The organism is Mucilaginibacter sp. 5C4 (assembly GCF_034345625.1).
Classification (GTDB): Bacteria; Bacteroidota; Bacteroidia; order Sphingobacteriales; family Sphingobacteriaceae; genus Mucilaginibacter; species Mucilaginibacter aurantiaciroseus.
Genome location: NZ_CP133775.1, coordinates 3,822,275 through 3,846,023, shown reverse-complemented (window position 1 = coordinate 3,846,023; position 23,749 = coordinate 3,822,275). Strand labels below are relative to the sequence as shown.

The following is a 23,749-nucleotide window of genomic DNA, read 5'->3' as shown; positions in this document are numbered from 1 at the left end:
GTTTTTAGCGGGACTAGCCTACATAGAACACATAAACAAGCCAGCAAATTGCCATTCCAATACCTAATAGTATTAATCCGTTTACTCTCTTTTTTTTAATAAAAAAAAGCATTACAAGTCCGCTTAAGGAAACTAGTGTTAAAAATATTGCAGAAATATCAATTAGCCATCCCCACGGCTTACCGCTATCGCGTCCCTTATGTAAATCATTCAGTACCGCGACCATGCCCAGTTTTACCTCTCTTAGATAAAAGTTTCCATCTTTGCGGCTGATGAATGCATCTGCGCTGTAGCCTGGCCCCTTGAATGAGACCGTACATTGGTCATCCTGTATCAGGAAATCGCTCACAAATCCTTTAATATTGTAATTCTTGCGCAGAAATTCGACAATTTCAAGTTTCCTTATCTTGACTGTGTCTTTCATCGTTACCCATGCAGGTGAAAGTTTTCCTTTGTATTTCTGTTCAACTTGTTTGCCGTCAAACCAGTCTGCATGGTTAAGGGTAAGTCCAGTCACTGAAAAAAATAGAACTACAAGAAAGCTCAGCATGGAGAGATAAATATGCAACCAACGTGAAAAAACGGCTGTACGCCGCTTCAAGTCCTTGTTATTTCCGTTTGCTTGTTTGTTTTTTACGTTGTTAGTTTCCATCTGATTTTTTACGGTAGTCAAGTGATGCTGATGCAACTTCCGGGTTCCCTTGAATATTTATATGCTGCATCTTTTTTACATCGATCTCCTGGGTCATAAGTTGGTGGCTACCATGTTCTCGCGCAGCTTCTATATAAATAGTATATGCGCCCTGCTTTACGTAATTGCCCTTGTCGTCTTTCCCGTCCCATTTCAACGTGTATTTTCCGGCGGACCTTGTTGCGCTCGTGGTTGAACTGATACTATTTTTCCCCGAAGCGAATGTGTCATAATAAGTTGCATACCATGCTGCCATTTCGTCCAGCCACCGGGGTTTACTGTACCACAACGCGATCTGCTTAATGGGCTTCTTGTTAGCATCAACTACCCAAACAGCGACAAATGGCCTATGCACTCGCATGCCTTCTAAAGTTGCAAGTTCAAGATTAATAGCCAACTCATAAGCGGGATCCCATAATTTATCGCTTTTGACTGTAGTCGCCAAATCCGCCTTTTGATTAACATTACCTATCTCATACTTTTTCCAGCCGTCACTTTCTATCCGTTTTCCGTCAGCAGTGATCAGCATAAACTCGGCATTCGGGACAGTGGAAACCAATCTTTTACCTTCTTCAGGCGATAGCACATTCAACGCGGTTGCCAGTGCGCCAGCGTCTACAGAGTTATTAGTAATAACCGTTGCGCTGATCACGCTGCCAGCCGGTTTACCGGTACGGGGGTCAACAATATGGGAATACCATTTGCCGCCGATCAATTCGCCTCTCCGGTAATTGCCGCTGGTCGCAATCGTCTTGTTTTGGAGCTGAAGTCTTGACATTGGAGGGTCATTTTCGGCGTCCGCCTTTGGATTACTCACATCAACCTCTTCGGTATGTTTACCGCGTATAACAATATCGCCGCCAATGTTCAGTACAATCCCGTAAACACCGGAAATTGCCAGTGCTGCATTCGTGGCCTTGTTCATGATATAGCTTTTGGTAAAGGAGTTGAGCATTAGCGGAGCATCGCTAGTGCGAAAGGCTGTCTGATTTTCAGCGTTGAGGATATAATGTCGTTCACGAACTAATGAAAGTGCAGTTGAAATTTCGGTAGCAGAAGGAATTCTGTTGTGTTTTGCAGCATTCCGCCAAACGCTGTTAATCGTTTCTGCCGACGCGTCAAGTGCTCCGCCGCTTTTGATACGCCAGTCTTCAAATAAAGAAAGAACGTCAAAGAGCTCCCGTGATATTTTCAGCGGGGCCTTTGGGGCGTTCATCCAGCGTCTGAATTCGCTGTTAAGATCATAACCGCTTAAAACCTTATTCAACCGTTCAATTTCATCCAAAGCAGTAATTTCCCCTTTTGCGGCTTGCCCATCGTCCGCAGCGGCAATTTTTATCTCCAGGGAGGTTCCAAGAACATTTTCATAGTCGTCAACAAAAAGGTGTTCATTTTTGTCCGACGGCAAATCAGCGCTTGAAAAGCCATAAAAGCTGGCACACAATACTATCGCTAAAATTTTTTTTTTCATTTTTTTAATACTTAAACGCTACTACTTTCGCTATAGCCTGCGGAATTGTTTTGTTATCCACTTTAATAGATTGGGTTTTTTAAACTGAATGAGTCCTGAATGCATACAATGGGAACCGGTTGGGAGCTTATCTATTGATAACTAACACTTCAAAAGTTCCAGGTATTACAGAAGGTCTGAATTCCCCCTTTTTCTTTGGTGCAGGAGCGCCCGTTGTCGAATATATTTTATGCGTAACCTGATCTACAGTTAAAGTCCTTGCACCTTTTTTAGTTTTTAAAGTTTGGGCAACAGCAAATTTGATTGGCGATATTTCTTTTATAACGGTCAATGTTCCCTCACCATTAGAAGAATATATGAGTTTCGACTTTTCATCAAAACCGATTGCATCCGATTCATCCCCAATTGGCAAGGTTGCAATGGTCTTTCCGTTCCGGGCGTTTATAACAATCAATTTTTTTTCGTCGCACCCTGCAAAAAGAAGCATGTTTTTTCGGTCAATAGCCAAACCCGCGGCCGCTTTTGCTGGCCTATTAGGCCACCTATGAATTACCTTGTAAGTGCTTGCATTTATAACATCAACTTCTGCCTTTTCTGAATTATTAACATATATTTTTCCCTTACCGTCACTTACTGCCGTTTCAGGCCAGCCAGTTAGTTGAATATTTGCCACAGCTTTGTCAGTTCGAGGATCTATCACCGTCAAATTTTTACTTTTCCCATTACAACAAATGACTTTTTTTGAAAAATCATCGTAGAAAATACCGTCAGAAAAGTCACCGGCGGGCACATGCCCCAATACTTTAAGTGTTTTCAGATCAAAGACCAAAACACTTTTTGCAGATCCGTTGGATATATAGCCTTTCCCAAATTCATGAACCAGGGCTATACCATGGACATCTTTTTTGGAGGAAATTATGGCAATCGAATCGCCTGTAAATTTATTGATGACATTTATTTTGTTCCCATGGGATATGTAAAGCCTATTGGATGCACTATCGACAGTAAGATAATCGTAATCTCCGCCGCTTTTGATATGAAAAATATCGGAAATTTTGAACACGGATTTTTGTTGAGCAAAGGCTCTAGTCGAAATCAAAAGGGTAAATAATGCTATTAATTTGAATGTTTTCATAATAAAAAATTGTTTGTAAATTCTTAGATTAAATTCGATGATATAAGTGGTTACTGGTTATGCTAAGGTATCTAAACTTGAAATCAGTTTGTTTTAAAGTCGACCTAAATTATAATATAATAGACGTGTGGCTGGTTTTTAACGACGTAAGACTAAAAATCTGATTGATAAGCCACTAAGGAGTCGCCAGTAAAAATGATATACCTTTTTTCTTTGCATAGCAATCATCGCGAGGTACCTACAATCCTATTAAATTTATCCTTGAAATGATCCGATACGGGAAACATGGACTTACCAATGAAAACTGAGTTTTTTGTGATCGACGTGATTTTTTCAGTGACACGATATTCTTTTTAGGATCAAGTTATTACAGAGTATTAATTTGACAAGAATATTCAAGCCTGTTAGACCACTATACAAATTAAGATTTTATCATAGAAATTTAGACGAAATTCCCGTTGTTAATTATTACCGCCATTGTTGTCCTGCTTCAGGTCATCATTATTGATGGTCTTCTTAGGCTTTTTAGGCTTGTTGGTCAAACCACCAAATTTGTAACTAAACTTAATTTCGAAACTGCGGTTGTAATTTACGTTAACTGCGTTTTGGCTGATGTTACCGGAATTAACAACCGTAGGTATATGAAAGCCATTAGTCAGGAAATTATCTGCACCGATGCCAATACTCCCCTTTTTACCGTTAAAGTACCGGTTAATACTCAGGGCGTAAACGCCGAAACCACCTTGATAGCCTTGTAACTGGACCTGATTGGAGCGGCGGAAAGCAAATGCCTGCAACGAATATTTATCGGACAGGTCATAACTGCCAAACAAACGGTAATTGGCAACCCAGCCGCTGTTTGAAGCATGGAAAACTGGATCAGGATCCTGGTTGTCGAGGCTTATGTGGTAAAAGTCAATACCACCATTAATGCTTAATTTGTTGATTGGTGATATATTAACAGATAAACTCATACCATAGGCATTTTGCCTGCCCAAATTTTGATAGCTTGTTCTGACGGTATCGCCGCTGCTTGTCCTGATGGTTTGTATTGCATCATTAGTATTACGCATAAATGCAGATACATTGAGACTATTGTTTTTGATGTGCGTGCTGTAAGCCAACTCAAAATTGTTAGTGAATTCCGGTTGAAGTGACGGGTTGCCCACCGTAATATTCAAAGGGTTTGACGACTGGATATTTGGATTTAAGAACTCCAGTGATGGCCGCTGTATACGGCGATTGTAACCCAGCTTGATCATATCACCGCCATCAAACTTCCTGGCAATATTAAAGCTGGGCACCAAAACGCTATAATTGGGTATACTAACTGCCGAACCTGTTTGAAAATTTGCATTGATGCTGGTGTATTCATAACGCGCGCCTGCCTTAACTGTATAGTTTTTTGGAAGCGCGAGTGTATATGACAAATAACCTGCTGTTACGTTTTGTTGATAATTGAAGGCATTAGACAGACTAACTGAAGAAAGCGGCAGGTAATTAAGCGTCGCGTCATCAGCTGAAAAAGAAGAATAGTCGCTATTTACCTTGCGTAAAATATTCTTGACGCCAAACTCAAGCAACTGATTTTTGAAAGTTGGCGTTTGGTAATCCGCTTCAAGCGTAAACTCTTTGTTCAAACTGTTATTAATGTTTTTTAACCCATTGGTAACCAGGTTGCTTTGATCAAGAAATATGCTTTCAAAATTATTGTCCCTGTTATTTTGGCTGTATCCGGCAAGCAAGCTGAATTCACGTTCCGGCTTTTTACCGCTCAATGTATAGGTCAGCGTAGCATCAAACTGATTTGAACTGTTCGTGATATTGTTGTTTTGCAGCGTAGAGCTGCTGAGCATATTGTTAAGGTAGCTCTGGGTAAACAGGTTGTTCTGATTGATAGGACGGTTGTTTGCACCAACTACAATGCCCAGGCTTAAAGAACTTTGTTTGTTGATGTCATAATCAACGCCAAAATTATATCGACCGAAAAGGCCTTTATTTTTCGTGGTTGCAGACTGTGTCGTTAACCTAACATCACTTGTAGTAAGACTGGTAATCGTTTGGCTGTTGTTAAACTCGCCCGGCGTATTGTAAATGCTTCGGCCAAATCCGCCCAGTGAAAAATTAAATTTTCCCACTTTGTATCCGCCGTTCAGGCCAAGATCGGATCCGCGTGTACCTAGGCCTGTATTAATATTGAGCGACAAGCCTTGGAGCGTATTTTGTTTCAGCACGATATTCAAAATACCTCCGGAGCCCTCTGCATCGTATTTAGCAGACGGCGATGTGATCACCTCTACACTTTTAATCAGGTCTGCCGGGATTTGCTTTAAGGCATCAGAAACGCTTGCCGACATCATGGCGGATGGTTTGCCGTTAATCAAGACTTTTATATTAGAGCTACCCCTGACACTTACATTACCATCCATATCTACCGACACCATTGGCACGCGTTTCATCACATCTGTGGCATCTCCACCGCGGGCTGTCAGATCATTTTCGGCATTATAAACAGTGCGGTCAATCTTTTCTTCGATCAATGCTTTTTTCGCCGTGACTTGTACTTCCTTTAGCGCAGTTGCACTTGGACTGAGCAATATCTTACCTAATTTTAAACTGCCACCCTCAGTAATCTGTATATTTGAAACCGTTTTATCTGCATAGCCAATAAAAGTAATTTTTAACTTATAGGTACCGGCTACTAAATTGTCAACCGTAAATTTGCCACCGGCGTCAGCCATGGAACCGGATACTATCTTTCCTGTGCCTTGTTCGAAAACGGCTATGGTAGCGTAATCGACAGGTTTCCCGCTTACAGAATCGATAATGGTGCCGGTAATTGCCACGTCAATAACATTTGGTATCTTGGTTGACAAGAAAATGTCTTTTGAATTAGCCGTTAATGCTAAAAACGATACCAGTAGTAAAAGTAGATATATTTTTTTCATGTTTTGTTTATCTGTCAGCAAATGAAAGGAAACTCGCGGCTTAAAAAAACTGCGATAGACCATACTGGCAAACTAATCGACATGCCTGGCAAATGCTGGTAAAAAGTGCTTCTGCTGCATCGAAAAAACAGGATATCGTTAAAAACAGCAAAATGGTCGATTATTAGCTCAAAATAGGCGATCTTTCGGTTGTCTTCCAGTTACTATCTTTATCATTGTGTTATAGTAATGTCTTCATGAACGTTTTCAAACGAAATAATATATTCATCCTACTTCATGTTTTCTGTTGGCTGATCTTAGGATTTGGGTTTCTGTATACTCGTCCGGCAGATTGGGGCGACCAGATACCTAAGGTTTTCCTGATTAAGCAAAGCGTGCTACTTGTAATTTTGATCGTAACCTTTTATTTGAATTATTATGTGCTGATTCCTCGCTTGCTTATTCAGCGGTCGGTATTGATATACGTAGTAATTACTATTGTGCTTATTGGTGTATTTACCCTACTGAAGAGCGTTATCAACGAAGCTTTTGATTTGAACGAAATACCTTTTCGGCAGGGTCGTGGCGGGCATTGGAATACTTTTGTGCCGGGTATGATACTTCTTACAACCGGGCTATCCATCACTATTAGTTTCATCAGGAAGTGGCAGGCAGAGGTTAATTTGCGCCAGCAACTAGAACAGGAAAAGGTAAGTTCAGAGCTAACGTTTCTCAAGGCGCAGATTAACCCGCACTTCTTTTTTAATACATTGAACACCATCTATTCTTACACATTGTCTGACGGCGAAATTGCGAGAACCGCTATAACAAATCTTTCCAAGATGATGCGCTATGTTTTATATGACGCAGCAGGAAAACATACGCCGTTAACCAAAGAATTTAATTTTATCAGGGAATATGTTGAACTGATGAAGCTTCGCACCGGTAGAAAAACAACGGTACATTTGGAAGTGCCGGAAGAGGCAGGTGACATGATGATCGCGCCAATGGTGTTTTTGCCTTTTGTAGAGAATGCTTTCAAACATGGTGTTAGCGGAATCCAGGAAGGTTATATCTCAATACATATTTTACAAAACAACGGGAACGTTGAATTAATTGTAAGAAACACGGTTTATAAAAGCCGTCGTGCAAACGAAGATGAAAGTAATGGCATCGGTATTAGAAACACAAACCGCAGGCTGGAACTGTTATATCCGGATAAATATACGCTTAGCATGGGTATGGTAACTGAGAATGAATACGAAGCCAAATTAAAGCTACTGATATGATATTAAACTGTATAGCCGTAGATGATGAACCGCCCGCACTTGATCTGATACGCCGGTTTATAGGCCAAACGCCTTTTTTGAAGCTTACTGAAAGTTTTGATAATGCTATCGAGGCATTAAGTTTCATTGGTAAAAACCCGGTTGACCTCATCTTTCTGGACATTCAAATGCCTGATCTAAGCGGCATCGAACTTGCCCGTATACTAAGCAATAGAAATATGCAGGATGCCCCTGCTATCATATTTACTACCGCATTTGACCAATTCGCAGTAGAGGGCTACAAGCTCAATGTGATTGACTACCTGCTGAAACCATTCGGTTATGAAGACTTTGTCCGTGCGGCAACTAAGGCAATGAAATTCGCCGAAATGACAACTAAGCCAGAAGAGGTATCGTCAAGCTTAGACGATTATATCTATCTCAAAGTAGAATTTCAAATAGTGAAAATAGCATGCGACAATATTAGCCATATTGAAGGGCTGAAGGACTATGCGAAAATTTATCTAATAGATTCGGAGAAGCCGGTTCTTTCTTTAATTACGTTAAAAGCCATCGAAGACAAACTACCAAAAGAAAAATTTATGCGGATACATAGATCAACTATAATATCGCTTGACAAAGTAACTTCTGTAACCAAAAATTCGGTGAGTATAGGAACAGGTACATATAACGTATCTGAACAGTATAAAGATGACTTTGCACGCTTTTACATTACCTGGAAATAGATTTCAACATCAATTCAAACGGATTTACAACAAGATTTGATTATTGGGATGTGCATACTTGACCAGTACCAAATAGTTTTTAAGAATAGCAACGTTGTGGAGGAAATGGAAACGTTGGATATACTGAGTGCAAAACTGAATAAAAGAAAGCCCTCTATAATTATCAATAAAGGCCGTGCCCTATTGGCATCTATACTTGATAGCTACACGTACCTGATATCAGTTTACAAAACCCTTGCTCATATTCAGATGCTTTCACCAAATTTTAAACGATATGACATGGTTAAGTACCAGCATGATTGGTGTAAGGCATCGGCAGGCTCAGATGTAAAAGTATTGGTAGCAGAAGTGGTTAAGGAATTGATTGACCCGAAAAAGCACCCGAAAATCTCACCAGACCACAACAAGTTGAGTTGTTAGCAAAGCAAATGAGCAATGAAACCAAAAGAAACTGTATAAAAAAGTGCTAAAACGATAGTAAAAACGCCATTTTTATCAGACTTTCGAGTGCTAATTTCGTGCTGAAATCCCCCGGTTATCGCCCCATTTTCAAACTAAAAACCCCCTAAAAAGCCAATTTTAGAGGGTTTTATTATGTGTGGAGAATATCGGAGTCGAACCGATGACCTCTTGCATGCCATGCAAGCGCTCTAGCCAGCTGAGCTAATCCCCCGTGTGTTGGGATGGCAAAAGTAGCAAAATTTGTGAAACGTCAAATGCTTGTTGTGATTTTTATCTTATCAGGTTTAAAAAATCTTTTAAAAAAGTAAAGCCCCTGATGGGCAGGGGCCTTTACTAACCAATTATAAACCTAAATTATGAGAAGACTTTTTTGTTATTTTTAATAGTGTAAAATTAACACTAAGTTTTTATATGCAAAGAGTTTTTTTGTAATTTTTTTGTAACATTTTTACAGATACTCCAAATAAATTATTGCATTTGCAACAATACAACAATTTGGTTAACAAATGTTTAAATCAATGTTAAATTATTAAATAATTGTGTTTATGACGGCTTTGTTTTTTTAAAAAAATTCAAAATGAGTCTTATTTTATAACAATACACTCTTAAAGCGTTTTTTTGGTTCATTTTTTTTGCTAAAAATAGGATTTATTTTAAAATTTTAAATTTTTTCGATAAAAAGTCATTTCCGAATGGTGTAAACAACTTTTTATCACCATGATAAGGCGAAATTTAAAAACTATATGCGAAGCTTTTAGGAAAAGTACGTATGCCATGATTCTTTTAGGAACTACCATGAGGCAAGCTGGTGTTTTTTATAGATGAAAGATTGCTACATAACCATGCGAACATTCGGCGATGTTACAGGTACATGTGATGCGCATAAAACAAAAACGGCGTTACCGTAGTAACGCCGCCTTGCATTTTGATTAGGTTTGGTATTAGGTATTGTGCACCGGTGCATTATTTAGCATCGGGTTGGTTAATAAACCGCAATCGCGAAGCAGCTTATTATCATCGTATTGGCATTTTTTATAAAATTGCGGGTATAATGCTGCTATATTTTCATCTTTTAAAATAAGCGCTAATAAAAATAGTTTTGACAGCCTGTGTTCGCCTGCAACCTGTGTATGTGTTTTAACATCCTCAATAATATGGCTGTATTTTTTCAGGTGTAAATTATTCTTTATCCTTAGCGCGTAAAACATGTTTTTCATGTAGTTGGTAAAAGCGCTGGTGTCCTTTTTATAACAGGCCGAAAAGGCTTCATAAATTCTTGTTAATTCACCGGTATTACCTAACCTGTAATTACAATCGGCTATAACAACATTTAAAAAGTAGCTATAACTGTTAATAGTGTCCAAATCGTTTTTTTTGTAATGCTTTTCTAAAGCATTTACAAACCGAAGCGTTTTTTGATGCGTTTGTGTTAACAATAGGGTATCTGCTGCCAAAAGATATATTAAATCATTTGAGGCGTTATCTTCAAAGTAGTTGCCGTCGCTTGATGGGTTAAAATAAAACCTGGTTACGTCTGCAAATACCTCTTTCTTAATTTCGTTGTGTTTGAAGAAGGAGTATAACGCGTCGAGACATTTAAGCGGGTTTATGGCAAAATTGTGATAATCTTCTGCCGGGATTTTTTTTAGCTTATCTATGTATAAAGCCAGGTCATCCATATCTAAGCGCATTACCGCCGAGCTTGCCAACATGGCATACACCAATATACGTTTGCGGTTTGATAACTCAAACTTAAGCAGGCTGTAAAGCGTTTTTTTATAGCCTGTTTTAATAAACTCAAGGCCAAAAAAGTAATTAAACAACTGTGGGCTGCAATCTTGCTTAAAGTACTGAATGAGCGATTCTGATTTGTTGGCTGCAGCACATTCTTTATCTAGCAAATCGCCCATGAAAATGATCAGGTCCGATTTTTCATTTAAGTTTAGCTGCGTTTGCGAAAGCATTTCGAAACTTTTTTGCTGTCCTGTTTTTATAGCATATATCACACACCATTTTAAAATGGGTAACTTATGTATGCTATTTGCAAACCTGTTGTTAAGGTCTTTGATCAATACCAGGTCAAATATAAAGTTGTTTTTGTGGAGGATGGTTTTTGCAATGGTATACTCCAAAAAATTATCATTTACGAACTGGATATTGGTATGGTAATGCAGATGGGTACTGTTGTTTAACTCGCGGATGAAACCAATGCTTATCAACTCGTTATAAGCAGCTGCGGATTGCTTTATAAGGCCATTTACTCTGGTTTTTACGACATCAAATTTATCGTTTTCAAAATCCATTTGCTCAACAAGGCCTTTAAGCAACAAAACTTTTTCTGCAGAGTAGTGGCCAAGGTAAACCTTGTTTAATATAAAGGTAGATATCAATTCATAGGCGCAAACATAGTTTATATCGGTTAGCGAAAAATCATCCTTGTGTTGTTTGTAATAGAACTGGAAATATAGCGGGTGGTTAAATTCATTGGCCATATCAACCGCTATAAAGGTTTTAATTGCCGGGTTGATTTTTAGGCAAAGCTCTTTTATTTCGTTCACGTTAAAAAGCGGCACATTGGTAGCCCAGTTAACATCGTTTAAGAACCCTTTAAACCATTTGCAGTTGCCGTTATCCAGCTCATGCTTATTATTTATCCAGGTTGCCGATCGCATGGTTAGTATTAGTTTGAACCATGGCGCCGTTTGGTATAACGAAAAGATGTCTATCAGTTGATTAAGCAGCAATTTAAACTGCTCGGGTTTGTAAAAGTGTTCATCAAAATCGTCTATCACCAAAAAGAAATTGCCGCCTTTTTGTTGCTGCGTATCTACCAGGGCGGATATATCCTCATCCGGCGAGTAGCCTAACAACACCAATAGCCAATGGTTAAGATCGCGGCCGCTTAAAAAAACATTCATTAGCGCGTTGGTGCTAAAAAACAGGATAATGTCGTTTGATTTGCCCTGTGTATTCAGCTCTATCCGTTCTTCTACCCAATGGCACAGGCCAATAGTTTTACCGTAGCCTGCCTGGGCTGCTACTACAGTAGCTGTATAATCGCCTGCTAAAAATTCTTCGAAGTGGTCATCAAGAAATTTCCGTTTGATGGTTTGACCATACGGGATGCCCGATTTATTGCGCAGCACCTGTAATGTAAAGTTGGTTATTTTGCCCGCGTTAATTTTAAGGCTATCCCAACTTTTGCCGGCGCTATCGGGCTGTTTAACTAATGTATTATTTTGTTTTTGGCAAAAATCATCCCAGCCCTGGTAGCTACAAAATTTGGCCATCACATCAATGGTAAAAAGGGAAGGTTTAAATTTACTGTAAGCAAAGCCATATACGCGTTTTAGCGTGGTTTCGCTTATACTTTGCTTAGTTTGTGCCAATATCTGGTTAGATATTACCTTACAATCACAAGGGGTAATAGTAATAAACCCCGATGTTATTAAAACGGATGTTTTTAGTACTTCGTAGTATTGAGGTAATAATGAAGTCATACACTGCAATTATTAATCTACTTTTCTTGTTAGTGATTCTTATGCTATAACAAGTTGAATACATTCGCGTACGGTTAAGTTTTGTGATACATCCCCCTTCTCAACCCTTTTTCCTGTATTATACTCTTCTGCAACTATGCGCAGCTTTTCTTCAAGCTGCCTGCATAGTTCCTGATCCTTGTCATAACCTATCGATTTTAAAGGGGTGTTAGTCAATAAATTATAAGACTGATCAACCGGTAAACCGCAAATATTTAATATATCGTACTTGATCTGGTTACTAATAAAAACTATATCCATCTGCTAAAACTTTTCAGAATGTTTTAATTTATACGTAAATATAAACATTACTTTGACTAAAAAATTTCTTAGAGTTTTATAAAAAATGGTATTGTTAATTATTGAGTAAAAATATATAAATAAACGATTGTTTGGCAATGGTATTTACGTTTTGGGCAATAAGCTAATCAATAGTGTCCGAAATTTGGGGTTATAGTACAAATACGCATTTTTAAAATCGCGTGTTTGTACGTGGTTTTAAAGGGCAATATCTACAAGCCTGTGTTTTAACGCAAAAAGCACTAATCCGGCTGTGTTTCGGCACTTAATTTTATTAATCAAAGCAATGCGGTGCCCTTCTACAGTGCGTACACTTAAGTACAGTTCGGCAGCAATTTCGGTGTTATTAAACTCTTTACAAATTAGGTTAAGTACCTGCCCCTCGCGTTTTGATAGCATAATTGGCATACCGTTTAATATATCCTGCGAGTTTGAGCGGTGGTTTGCACTATTGCGCAAGGCTTTTATTACATCGGCATTAAAATAAAAACCGTTTTTATATACGGTATTAATAGTAAGCAATAATTCATCCTTATCGCAGTTTTTTACCAGGTATGATGCTGCGCCGCCATCTATCATTTGGGTTATGAGTGTTTCGTTAGCGTGTACGGTTAATATGATCACCTTAATAGCCGGGTGATGCACATGTAGGTATTTATTAAGCCCGATACCATTTATGCCGGGCATATCCATATCTATAATGGCTATATCGGGCTTTATTTTAAAAGTTTTAAGCGTATCAATAAATGCTTGCCCGCCCGTGCACTCAGCAACCAATGTAAAGTTTTCTATAGAGTTTACCAGTAATGCCAGGCTTTGCCTAAACAGGTTTTGATCATCTACTATAGCTATGCTTATCTCTGCCATGGTTATGCGTTAACTATTGGGCATTCAATTTTAATTTGAAAACCCTTACCGGCGTAAGGCTCCAATTTATAAGTTGCATTAATGTTTAGCAAGCGGCTTTCTATATTTTGCATACCCATGCCTTTTTTTGCCGTTTCAATATCTGCCGGTAAGCCCTTGCCATTATCGGTATAGGCTATCATAATAAGCCCTGCATCAACCTTAAAATCAATACCGGCCTTGCTTGCGCCCGAGTGTTTTATGGTATTGTTCAATAATTCTTCCATTACCCTGTAAATTGCTGTAGAGGTAGTTATGGGCAGGTTTTCTAAAAATTTTTCGGCATTGTTGTTAAGGGTTATCTCTAACTTGCCCGATTGATTGATAATGGTGCAATGTTCGTTAACGGCTGCTGCAAGCCCGTAATAACTTAAAGTTGTGGGCGATAGGTTGTGTGATATATTGCGTACATCCTTCACTATTTTATCAATAATGGTTTTGGTGCTTTGCGCAAAGTTCTGGTAGTTTTTATCATCGCCACTACTGGGTTTAAACATCTCTATCAATAGGCGCAGGCCGGATATAGTTGTGCCAACATCGTCATGCAGGTCCTGCCCAATACGTTTCCGCTCGGCCTCCTGCGATTCGATAACCGCCTTTAGCAATTCTTTTTGATGCGTAATTTGGGCCTGTTGAAATTGCTGCCGCTGTTTCAATAGCCTGTTTTGGTTACGGATAGAAAAGAGTATGAACGACACGACCAATAAAAAGGTCCCCGCCATCCCTAGGGCTACTAATATGAAGATATTGTCTGTTGTGCTCTGCATTTATAAAATCCTACGGCGAATAAAGTGTATTCAAATATCAACACGGTATCATGTATGGCCCAAACCAACCGGCTAATATCCGGGCTTTCAAGTAAATAATTAGAAAAAATGAACATGAACAGGCAACTTGCAAAATATAAAAGTATGCCTGCATTTATCCAGTTGTAAATATTATCGCCCCAGCTTTCCTCGTCGTTTTGGTTTTTAAGTATAAATAACAGGCTATAAGCAATAATAATTATAGCTCCCAAAGGCCTTGTGTAAGTGTTAAACTCAATTTTATTTTGAATAAAAAAGTAATTAATAACGCACAATGTTGTAAACCCAACCATTAAAACTATAAATATATTTCGCTTTTTTTTACTAAAAAACATGCTGTAAAAAAGCGAATGGACTATAAATTCGATAATAGCATAGAGGTGTAACGTCCATGTGGTGGTCTGGTGCATAGAAATTAAAACCAAAGCCACCAGGTTAAACAACCCCGAAAATATTAAATACCAAAAAATTATTTTTAAAGGTTTTGTTAAATGGTTAAAGTTAAGTAATGCAAATACAATGGGTATCAGCACAGTAGGCGGCACTATATACATTGCATAAATACTAAAGGCCGTTATGTTCATAAGCTTTAAATATATATAAAGCTTATAAACATAACGGGTAATACTTACAAAATTTTAATTGTCTAAAGTGTCGCCTACAATTGTTGAACAAGTTGGCGGGCAGGCCGTAGTCATATCATAAATATTGCTTTGCGTATCGCCAACCGGGCCGCCTACAAGTTGCAGGGTATGCGCCTCCTGGCCTGCAACAACAGGCACCAGCATTAATTGTGCGGTTAAAGGGGCGCCAATATCTTTAAGGCCTATAAAAGCTTTAACAGATTGGGCAGTAGGGTTGTAAAGTAAAATGTTCTGAAAATCTACAATGGGGATCTCAAACGAACGTGTGATAAAATCAGAGTCGGCAGTTAGGAGATAATCGCGCCAGTTTGTGGCCCATTCTTTAGCGGTTGCTACGGGGATGGTACCATCTGGATCAGTAAGTGGCATACGGGTTAGGTTTAAAGTGTTAAAAAATTACAATAATACTTCTGATTAATTTTGGGGTATGTATAGTTGTTGAAGTGTGTGCTTCAAATTGTTAAAGTGTAACGCTACAAGCCCAAAGTTGAGCCAAATTAATAAATTCAAACAGCTGTTTTATCAATTCGAAATCAATGAACAAAATGAACAGTATACTGGCTTGTAGGTATTTTGGCAATTAACAGACGGGCTTTCTTATGAATATTTGTTGATCTGCTATTGACCGCCGTGGTAGCCTGTATCGGGCCTGGCTTGTTGTGCTACTTGTTCAACTTTTTCAGTAGCGTAGTTTTTTGCTTTTTCAAACCACTCCGGTGCATCTTCGGTAATATCATCCAGGATAGAGCGGCCGTCAGGTCCTTTTTTAGTAACGTAGTTTATTCCGTATCCAATGGCGGCACCTACCGCTATAAATTTTAATAAGCCCATAGTATTATAATTTAAGTAAATGTATTTTTAAGTTTAATTACAAGTATGATGCCAAAGGCCGGGCGTTGTTACAGGGGATATGTATATTAAAATAGTTGATAGCCGTGGTGGCACCATTTTGTCAGTACTCAAATTTTGAAACTATTGATTATTAGGTTTTTATAAACATTAGTGTGTGTCCGCAATCGTGAACGTGAACATTTTGGTCGGTTTTGGGCCTGGTAAAGGGCGTTTAAGGTGTTGCAATGCTCTTTTTATAATTGCCAAAACTAAAATCTATTTATAAAGTTGTACGGTGATAAATTATACGGAATGGAAAATTTTACAATGCTGCAGTTTTTTGAATGGTATTACCCCGGCGACGGAAGCCTGTGGGAGCATTTGAAGAATGAATCGGGGCGGTTGAAGGGTATAGGCATAGATGCGGTATGGCTGCCACCGGCTCAAAAGGGCGCGGCTGGCGGATATTCGGTGGGGTACGATGTTTACGATATATATGACCTTGGCGAGTTCGATCAAAAAGGATCGGTACGTACCAAATACGGTACAAAACAGCAATTACTTGATGCGGTTAACGCTGCCAAAGAAGCCGGATTGAACGTTTACGTTGATGTGGTGCTAAACCACATGGGCGGCGGCGACGAGGTGGAAAAGTTTACCGTGCGCAAAGTTAACCCCGATAACCGCAACGAATTTATCAGCGAACCGTTCGAGATAGAATCGTTTACCAAGTTTACATTCCCCGGCAGGCAGGGGCAGCACTCGCAATTTGTGTGGGATTGGCAATGCTTTAGCGGGGTAGACCATGATAACGCCACAGGCGAGAACGCCATCTTTAGCATCCAAAACCAATATGGCGAGGCCTGGGAAGATGTTGTAGGTACCGAGAACGGCAATTTTGATTACCTGATGCTTGATGATATTGATACCCGCAACCCCGCTGTGCGCGATGAGCTGAAACGCTGGGGCAAATGGTATTACGATACGGTAGGCTTTAGCGGGATGCGCCTTGACGCCATTAAACACATCTCGTTCGATTTTTATAACGACTGGCTGGACCACATGCGCAACGAAACCGGGCAGGAACTGTTCACCGTTGGTGAATACTGGAGTTACGAAGTAGGTTTGCTGCAGGAGTATATCGAAGCCACCGCAGGCCGCATATCGCTTTTTGACGCGCCTTTGCATAACAACCTGCACGAAGCATCGGTGCAGGGTAGTGATTATGATTTGACCACTATCTTCGATAACTCGCTGGTAGCAGCTAACCCGGATAGGGCGGTAACATTGGTGGAAAACCACGACACCCAACCGTTACAATCGCTTACCCAACCAGTAGATTTTTGGTTTAAGCCAATTGGCTACGCCCTTATTTTGCTGCGCAAAAGTGGCTACCCTTGCGTTTTTTACCCCGACCTGTACGGCTCAAAATATACCGATAAAGGCGAAGATGGTAACGACCACGAAATTACGTTAGCCCCGGTTGCCGAACTGGAAAGCCTGCTGCACACCCGCAAGCATATTGCTTACGGCCAGCAGCGCGATTACTTTGACCACCCCAACTGTATAGGCTGGACACGTGAAGGCGACGATGAGCATGAAAACTCGGGCTGCGCTATCGTGATCTCAAACGGCGAAGAACGCAACAAAAAGATGAAAATAGGACAGCGCCATGCGGGCAAAACCTTTGTAGACTACCTGGGCAAGCACGATGCCGAGATAACCATTGGCGACGATGGCTGGGCCGAATTTTTTGTACGCCCCGGCTCTGTATCGGTATGGGCAGTAAAAAATTGATTGCTTGGCAAAATAGCTTATTTTTAGGCCGCGGTACCAAAAGTATCGCGGCCTTTTTTGCTGCTAACATCAATCTCACAAAAAATGAAAAATTTCTTCCGGGCGATATTATGCATAAGCTTTTTAATAGGCTCATACGCTGCATTTGCCAAACCTGTTATCTATGTAAACCAAATAGCTTTTGATAGCAACGCGCCGAAAACAGCGGTGATTGAATTGGATAGCAAGGCTGCAGGTAAACTTTCTTTTAACTTGATTGATGCTAACGGTAAAATAGTCTTTATAGGTTTCGCCGCCGCTCCGCAGATAATAACCGAATGGTTCCCGGGTAAGGTGTTTTACAAAGTGGATTTTTCAACCTACAACAAAACGGGTAAATACAAATTGCAGGTTAAGGCAGGTAGCACGGTTTTTACATCATACCAGTTTGAGATCGGGGAGAACGCTTTGGCTAAACAAACGGTATCAGCCATTATCCACTATTATAATAAGCAACGCGCCAATACCCCGCAGGAGTTAGGTGCCGATGCCCACATGAAACTTTTCGGCAGTGATAAAACGGTTGACATCCGTGGCGGCTGGTGCGATGCCTCGGGCGATGTAAGCAAATACTTTTCGCACCTGGCCTATGCCAATTATATGTCGCCCCAGCAGATCCCGCTGGTTACCTGGTCCATGCTTAGCACATCAGAAAAGATCCCTGGCCTGCTTAATAAATGGAAGCTAAAAGATTCTTTAGACACCGAAGCGCTTTACGGTGCAGACTACATTATGCGCGATCTATCGCCTGAGGGCTATTTTTATATGACGGTGTTTAGCTATTTTGATAAAGACCCTGCCGCCCGCCGCATTGTTGGCCTGCTGGCAAACAGTGTTACCACTAACCAGTATGAATGCGCTTTCCGCGAGGGTGGGGGGATGGCGATCGCTGCTTTGGCCCGTGCATCGCAATGGCAAAAACATGGCGAGTATACTTCGCAGCAATATTTAGATGCCGCTAAACGTGCATTCGCCCATCTTTTAGCTAATAACACGAAATACGATGACGACGGTAAAGAGAACATCATTGATGATTACTGCGCCCTGATGGCCGCTACCGAACTTTGGATAGCCACAAAAGAAAATCTTTACCGTGACGAGGCTCGTAAACGCGCCTATAATTTGAATAAACGAATAACCACAACCGGTTACTTTTTGGCGAATGATGCCGGTCGCCCGTACTGGCATGCATCTGATGCGGGGTTGCCTATTGTGGCATTATCGCGCTATCTGGATGTGGAGAAAGATGAAACCCATCGCGCAGCAGCATTAAAAACTATTAAGCAAGCTTTAGATTATAATGTAGCTGTAACCAACAGGGTGGCTAACCCATTTGGCTATGCCCGCCAGAGTTTTATTTTTAAAGGCAATGTGAAAGATGGTTTTTTTATCCCCCATGAAAATGAAACAGGCTGGTGGTGGCAGGGCGAAAACGCAAGGCTTGGCTCACTGGCAACAGCGGCGGTTATAGGTGGCCGTTTGGTTTACCCGGCTGCTGGTAATTGGGGAATTAAGGCAACACTTGGTGCATATGCTTCACAGCAACTCTCGTGGATAATGGGCGGCAACCCCTACAATCGCTGCTTTATTTATGGTTTCGGTAAAAATAATGTGTCGTATATGTCATCCAGTTTTGGGCACGGAAGCCAGCGTGGGGGCATTTCTAACGGTATTACGGGCAAAGATGGGAGCGCAGATGGATCGGGCATTGATTTTAAAACCGAAGCAAAAGGCGACGAGTGGCGATGGACGGAGCAATGGATTCCGCACGCGGCCTGGTTTTTGCAAGCTGTTGCTGCAACAGCACAACCAGAAAGAGGTAAGTAAATATCTACACGGAATATTTATTAAACTAACTTTGAGAACAGATGGATTTGTGACGGAGCAATAATTTAAACTAAACAGATTACTTATACAATTATGATCATTTCATTAGTAACCGGCGGCGCCGGCTTCATTGGCTCGCACGTAGCAAAACATTGTTTAAGCCTTGGGCATAAAGTTGTTGTATTGGATGACCTGAGCGGCGGTTTTGAAGACCACGTTCCCGAAGGTGTTGAGTTTATAATAGGCTCTATTAATGATGTTGTGCTTTTAGAAGGTTTGTTTGAAAAACACAAGTTTGATTACGTATACCACCTGGCCGCTTACGCTGCCGAAGGTTTATCGCACTTTATCCGCAGGTTTAATTACAACAACAACCTTATAGGTTCTGTTAATTTGATCAACCTTGCTATATTATATAAAGTAAAATGTTTTGTGTTCACCTCGTCTATCGCGGTGTATGGCGCAGGCCAGCTGCCAATGTTAGAGAGTATGGTGCCACAGCCCGAAGACCCGTACGGTGTAGCTAAATATGCTGTAGAGATGGACTTAAAGGCCGCTAAACATATGTTTGGCTTAAACTCGGTTATCTTCCGCCCGCATAATGTTTATGGTGAAAATCAGAATATTGGCGATAAATACCGTAACGTGATCGGTATTTTTATGAACCAGATCATGCAGGAAAAACCAATGACCATTTTTGGAGATGGCGAGCAAACCCGCGCGTTCAGTTATATTGATGATGTTGCCCCGCACATTGCAAATTGTGTTAACGTACCGGCATCATATAATCAGGTATTTAACGTAGGTGCCGATAGGCCTTACACCGTTAACGAACTGGTACAGGTAGTTGCCAAAGAACTTGGCGTACAACCCAAAGTTACCCACCTGGAGGCCCGTAAAGAAGTATTGCACGCGCACAGCGATCATTCTAAGGCTGCCGGCGTATTTGGTAACAGCAAAAACGTAAGCCTCGAAGAAGGTATTGCCAAGATGGCTGCCTGGGCAAAAGTGGTTGGCTCACGCGCCAGTGCCGAGTTTGAGAATATCGAGATAGAGGAGAACCTGCCACAGGGTTGGAGCAAGAAAGAAAAGCCGTTTAATTCGTAAAAAAAATTATCGCTTTTTCGGTAAACATTTATACTTTTGTGGCAAATAAAAAAGCAAATGCAAAATTCAACAGAGAACGCCAATTCAGTAAGTCACTATACGTTTTTAGTTATTACCGTAATGATCGGTTTAGTAGGTGTATACTTACGTTTTGTAGATTTTCCACACGCTACATTAGTATCTAACATCATATTATTATTTGCTGCTATCATTTGTCTTAGAGCAGTTTTCGGCATCCTGAAGTAAGTAATTATAACAATAATTAAAAAGCGCTACCGGTTTCGGCAGCGCTTTTTTTGTTGTTTAAATTTTTGTGTAGATGTGATACTTCGCAATTTATTGCAATTTTCAAAGACATGAAGTGTTGGGTCTTTATTCTTTGACATTCTTCGGCCGATATTTAGCTTCATTGAGGATCTTTTGAGCATCCCTGTCGTTCATCAACTGTTGCAGGGTAACGTTGGGATGCTTATCCATATATTGCTTAACAATTTGCCAGCCCGTCCAAACGCCAAGCTTTGGTGCCGATTCATTTTTATCGCCAAGGCCGGGGGTGAAGGGCGCCTCGTTAAGGTATTTTTGGATCTTTTGGAAATCGGTTTCGTAAAGCAGGTTCTCCTCCAGGAAAAATCCCCAGATATTACCTTTAAAGTCTTCGCACCATTTTAGTTGTTGCGCCGTGTAGCCTATTTTGGTAGAATCGGGCACATCGGGCAGGGTTTGGTCCATAAAGAATAGTATCTTGCCGTTGTATATCATTTTGGCAAGTAATGAATTATCGCGGTCATCTTCGGGGAACATATCCTCGCGGGCTAAACCTTCTACCACGCGTGGGGCAATATTATCGGAAGTAAACCTGCGCGACAGGTAATGCGGAAAGCTCTCTACCAACGCCGGGTAAAATTTAGAATCGGCACCCAAAAAAAGATCAAGCCCGATACCAAAGTAACCATCCCCAATAGTAGTTTGCGCCTGGAAGCCTGAGAAGTAAGCGTATACTTTTGGCAGCTTCTTTTGCGGGTAAAAATATTTTATCCTGCGGAAGGCATCCGTTAGTTCTGCATCCTGCTTATCGGTATTGGGGTAAGCAGCATCCACATCATGTTTAAGATCGGTATATGCCTTGCCGGCAAAAACATCGCGCAGGTTTTTGTAATAGTTTGTATCGGCAGTACTACCTATCTTTAAAACGCGTTCAATAAAATCTTGGTAAAATACGCGGTACTTGCTTTGCAAGGCAGCTATCTGCGGGTTAAGTGGTTTTGTATGCAGCAAATCAAAATCCTTGTCGAAGCGTTCAATCTTAACATCAACAGGTATATTGCTTACATCAACCTTTTTATTGCGCTTGCAGGCCGTAAAAGCCAGGCACAAAAAGAAACTTGTATAAATAAGCGTTGTTTTACATGAATTAGACATCATTAATAGCGTTTTAGCAAAAATAATTTTTTTATTTGCATTAGGGGGATTAGTGAGTAGTTAAGTGGTGAGTAGTGAATGGTTTTGTTTCATTATAAGCTTATTAACCACTTGTCAAATAACCAATTACCACTCAAAATAACATGAAGATAGCATTAGCCCAGCTTAATTATCACATCGGTAACTTCGAATCTAATACAAATAAGATCATAACCGGCATCCGCGAAGCAAAACAAAACGGGGCCGACCTGGTGGTTTTTGCCGAGTTATGTGTTTGCGGTTACCCCGCGCGTGATTTCCTGGAGTTTAACGAATTTATCAGTCTTTGTGGTGATGCTGCTAAAAAAATAGCAGCCGAGTGTATCGGCATCGCGTGTATTATCGGCTTACCAACCTCAAACAACAATCCGGAGGGTAAGGACCTGAATAACTCTGCATATTTTATAGAGAACGGTGAAGTAAAAGCGGTGGTAAATAAAGCCCTGCTGCCCAATTATGATATTTTTGATGAATACCGGTATTTTGAACCGTCGACCCAGTTTAGCTGTATTGATTTTAAGGGTAAACGCATAGCGCTAACCATCTGCGAGGACTTGTGGAACACCATTGAGAACCCGCTGTATGTTACCCGCCCTATGGATATATTGATCCAGGAAAAACCTGATGTGATGATCAACATCGCGGCATCACCATTTGCTTATAACCATGATGAGGAGCGGATTGCTATTTTAAGCGATAACGCCCGCAGGTATAACCTGCCGCTCTTTTACGTGAACCATGTAGGCGCGCAAACCGAATTGATATTCGATGGTGGATCTTTGGTGTTTGGCAATACCGGTGAGATAGCCGATGAGCTGCCTTACTTTACCGAGAATACCGCTTACTATACTTTGCAGGATGATGCGAGTATTACCTTTGAGCATCAAACCACCCAAAAAACAGATCGCCCAAGTGATATAGATCAGATTCACCAGGGGCTGATATTGGGGATACGGGACTACTTTTATAAATCGGGCTTTAAGCAGGCAATATTAGGGTTATCGGGTGGGATAGACTCTGCCGTGGTATGTGCCCTGGCTGCCGAGGCACTGGGTGCAGAGAATGTGATGGCGGTACTGCTGCCGTCAAAATTCTCCAGCGACCATTCCCTTAAAGATGCCGAAGACCTGGTGACCAACCTGGGTTGTAAATCAGAAACTATCGCTATCGAAAAAATAACCGATGCTTTTGAAAGTTCGTTACATCCACAATTCAATAACCTGCCTTTTAATATTGCCGAAGAGAATATCCAATCGCGCAGCAGGGCTGTATTGCTGATGGCCATGTGCAATAAGTTTGGCTATATCCTGCTCAATACATCAAACAAAAGCGAGGCTGCCGTAGGTTATGGTACGCTTTATGGCGATATGTGTGGCGGTATCTCGGTTATTGGCGATGTGTTTAAAACACAGGTTTTTGAACTGGCACGCCATATTAACCGCGACCGCGAGATCATCCCCGAAAACACCATTGTTAAACCACCATCTGCAGAACTACGTCCCGACCAAAAAGACACCGACTCGCTGCCCGAATATGATATTTTAGATGCGATATTGTCGCAATATGTAGAACACCGCCGTTCATCTGCCGAGATCATTAAACAAGGTTTTGAGGACGCCGTAGTGCACAAAGTACTGCGCCTGGTTAATATGGCCGAGCATAAACGCTATCAAACTCCGCCAATACTCCGCGTATCGCCTAAAGCCTTTGGAATGGGCAGGCGTATGCCAATAGTAGGGAAATACCTAACATAAAAAATAGTTTAATTTTTGATAAAACAGATTAAACCTTTGCG

The 23,749-nt window shown here is 40.7% G+C and carries 19 protein-coding genes and 1 tRNA gene; 8 read left to right on the top strand and 12 right to left on the bottom strand.

The features are described from left to right. Positions 1–13: 13 nt before the first annotated feature. The 4 genes from RHM67_RS18015 to RHM67_RS18000 all read right to left on the bottom strand — a co-directional run bounded on the left by RHM67_RS18015 (position 14) and on the right by RHM67_RS18000 (position 6,245). Positions 14–652, bottom strand: a complete 639-nt coding sequence (locus tag RHM67_RS18015) for a PepSY-associated TM helix domain-containing protein (protein WP_322228520.1) — start codon at positions 650–652, stop codon at positions 14–16. Further along, entirely contained in the window at positions 642–2,162 is a 1,521-nt protein-coding gene (locus tag RHM67_RS18010) for a DUF2271 domain-containing protein (protein ID WP_322228518.1), read from the bottom strand. The genes RHM67_RS18015 and RHM67_RS18010 overlap by 11 nt, the downstream gene beginning before the upstream one ends. Positions 2,163–2,289: 127 nt before the next feature. Then, positions 2,290–3,297 (bottom strand): hypothetical protein, encoded by a 1,008-nt coding sequence (locus tag RHM67_RS18005; RefSeq protein ID WP_322228516.1) that lies wholly within the window; start codon positions 3,295–3,297, stop codon positions 2,290–2,292. Positions 3,298–3,758: 461 nt separating this feature from the next. Further along, entirely contained in the window at positions 3,759–6,245 is a 2,487-nt protein-coding gene (locus RHM67_RS18000; protein WP_322228515.1) for a TonB-dependent receptor, read from the bottom strand. A gap of 374 nt (positions 6,246–6,619) precedes the next feature. Here RHM67_RS18000 and RHM67_RS17995 point away from each other — a divergent pair, with 374 nt between their 5' ends. From RHM67_RS17995 to RHM67_RS17985, 3 genes are read left to right on the top strand one after another with little or no spacing between them, the layout of a single operon-like run. Continuing rightward, a complete protein-coding gene (locus RHM67_RS17995) occupies positions 6,620–7,513 on the top strand; it encodes a sensor histidine kinase (RefSeq protein ID WP_322228514.1) in 894 nt (297 codons plus the stop codon). After that, positions 7,510–8,238, top strand: coding sequence for a response regulator transcription factor (locus RHM67_RS17990; protein ID WP_322228513.1), 729 nt, complete (start codon positions 7,510–7,512; stop codon positions 8,236–8,238). The genes RHM67_RS17995 and RHM67_RS17990 overlap by 4 nt, the downstream gene beginning before the upstream one ends. Positions 8,239–8,286: 48 nt before the next feature. Beyond that, positions 8,287–8,658: a hypothetical protein gene (locus tag RHM67_RS17985; RefSeq protein WP_322228511.1), complete on the top strand. Its 372-nt coding sequence runs from the start codon at positions 8,287–8,289 to the stop codon at positions 8,656–8,658. A gap of 179 nt (positions 8,659–8,837) precedes the next feature. On the opposite strand, the gene RHM67_RS17980 is transcribed toward RHM67_RS17985, so the two are convergent. The 7 genes from RHM67_RS17980 to RHM67_RS17950 form a co-directional block, all read right to left on the bottom strand. Continuing rightward, a tRNA-Ala gene (locus RHM67_RS17980) sits at positions 8,838–8,911 on the bottom strand. 730 nt (positions 8,912–9,641) lie between these two features. Next, positions 9,642–12,200, bottom strand: a complete 2,559-nt coding sequence (locus RHM67_RS17975; protein ID WP_322228510.1) for a hypothetical protein — start codon at positions 12,198–12,200, stop codon at positions 9,642–9,644. A gap of 39 nt (positions 12,201–12,239) precedes the next feature. After that, complete coding sequence (locus RHM67_RS17970; RefSeq protein ID WP_322228508.1) at positions 12,240–12,500, bottom strand: hypothetical protein; 261 nt, start codon at positions 12,498–12,500, stop codon at positions 12,240–12,242. Between the two features lie 237 nt (positions 12,501–12,737). After that, the gene (locus tag RHM67_RS17965) at positions 12,738–13,406 is read right to left on the bottom strand and encodes a response regulator transcription factor (protein ID WP_322228506.1); all 669 of its coding nucleotides are present in this window, start codon (positions 13,404–13,406) and stop codon (positions 12,738–12,740) included. Between the two features lie 2 nt (positions 13,407–13,408). Beyond that, positions 13,409–14,212, bottom strand: coding sequence for a sensor histidine kinase (locus RHM67_RS17960; protein WP_322228505.1), 804 nt, complete (start codon positions 14,210–14,212; stop codon positions 13,409–13,411). A 677-nt stretch (positions 14,213–14,889) separates the two neighbouring features. Further along, complete coding sequence (locus tag RHM67_RS17955) at positions 14,890–15,264, bottom strand: hypothetical protein (RefSeq protein WP_322228504.1); 375 nt, start codon at positions 15,262–15,264, stop codon at positions 14,890–14,892. 249 nt (positions 15,265–15,513) lie between these two features. Then, positions 15,514–15,726 carry a YtxH domain-containing protein gene (locus RHM67_RS17950; protein WP_322228503.1) on the bottom strand — a complete coding sequence of 71 codons (213 nt, stop codon included), beginning with the start codon at positions 15,724–15,726 and terminating at the stop codon, positions 15,514–15,516. Between the two features lie 312 nt (positions 15,727–16,038). Between RHM67_RS17950 and RHM67_RS17945 the strand changes: the two genes are divergently transcribed. The 4 genes from RHM67_RS17945 to RHM67_RS17930 all read left to right on the top strand — a co-directional run bounded on the left by RHM67_RS17945 (position 16,039) and on the right by RHM67_RS17930 (position 20,742). Next, on the top strand, positions 16,039–17,523 hold the full coding sequence (locus RHM67_RS17945; RefSeq protein WP_322228501.1) for an alpha-amylase: 1,485 nt from the start codon (positions 16,039–16,041) through the stop codon (positions 17,521–17,523). Between the two features lie 84 nt (positions 17,524–17,607). Next, positions 17,608–19,389 carry a glycoside hydrolase family 9 protein gene (locus tag RHM67_RS17940; RefSeq protein WP_322228499.1) on the top strand — a complete coding sequence of 594 codons (1,782 nt, stop codon included), beginning with the start codon at positions 17,608–17,610 and terminating at the stop codon, positions 19,387–19,389. A 93-nt stretch (positions 19,390–19,482) separates the two neighbouring features. Then, positions 19,483–20,496 (top strand): NAD-dependent epimerase/dehydratase family protein, encoded by a 1,014-nt coding sequence (locus tag RHM67_RS17935; RefSeq protein ID WP_322228497.1) that lies wholly within the window; start codon positions 19,483–19,485, stop codon positions 20,494–20,496. 57 nt (positions 20,497–20,553) lie between these two features. Beyond that, positions 20,554–20,742 carry a hypothetical protein gene (locus tag RHM67_RS17930; protein ID WP_322228496.1) on the top strand — a complete coding sequence of 63 codons (189 nt, stop codon included), beginning with the start codon at positions 20,554–20,556 and terminating at the stop codon, positions 20,740–20,742. A gap of 126 nt (positions 20,743–20,868) precedes the next feature. On the opposite strand, the gene gldB is transcribed toward RHM67_RS17930, so the two are convergent. Then, positions 20,869–21,918 carry a gliding motility lipoprotein GldB gene (gene gldB / locus RHM67_RS17925; RefSeq protein ID WP_322228494.1) on the bottom strand — a complete coding sequence of 350 codons (1,050 nt, stop codon included), beginning with the start codon at positions 21,916–21,918 and terminating at the stop codon, positions 20,869–20,871. 140 nt (positions 21,919–22,058) lie between these two features. Here gldB and RHM67_RS17920 point away from each other — a divergent pair, with 140 nt between their 5' ends. Beyond that, positions 22,059–23,708 (top strand): NAD+ synthase, encoded by a 1,650-nt coding sequence (locus tag RHM67_RS17920; protein WP_322228493.1) that lies wholly within the window; start codon positions 22,059–22,061, stop codon positions 23,706–23,708. Positions 23,709–23,749 lie beyond the last annotated feature (41 nt).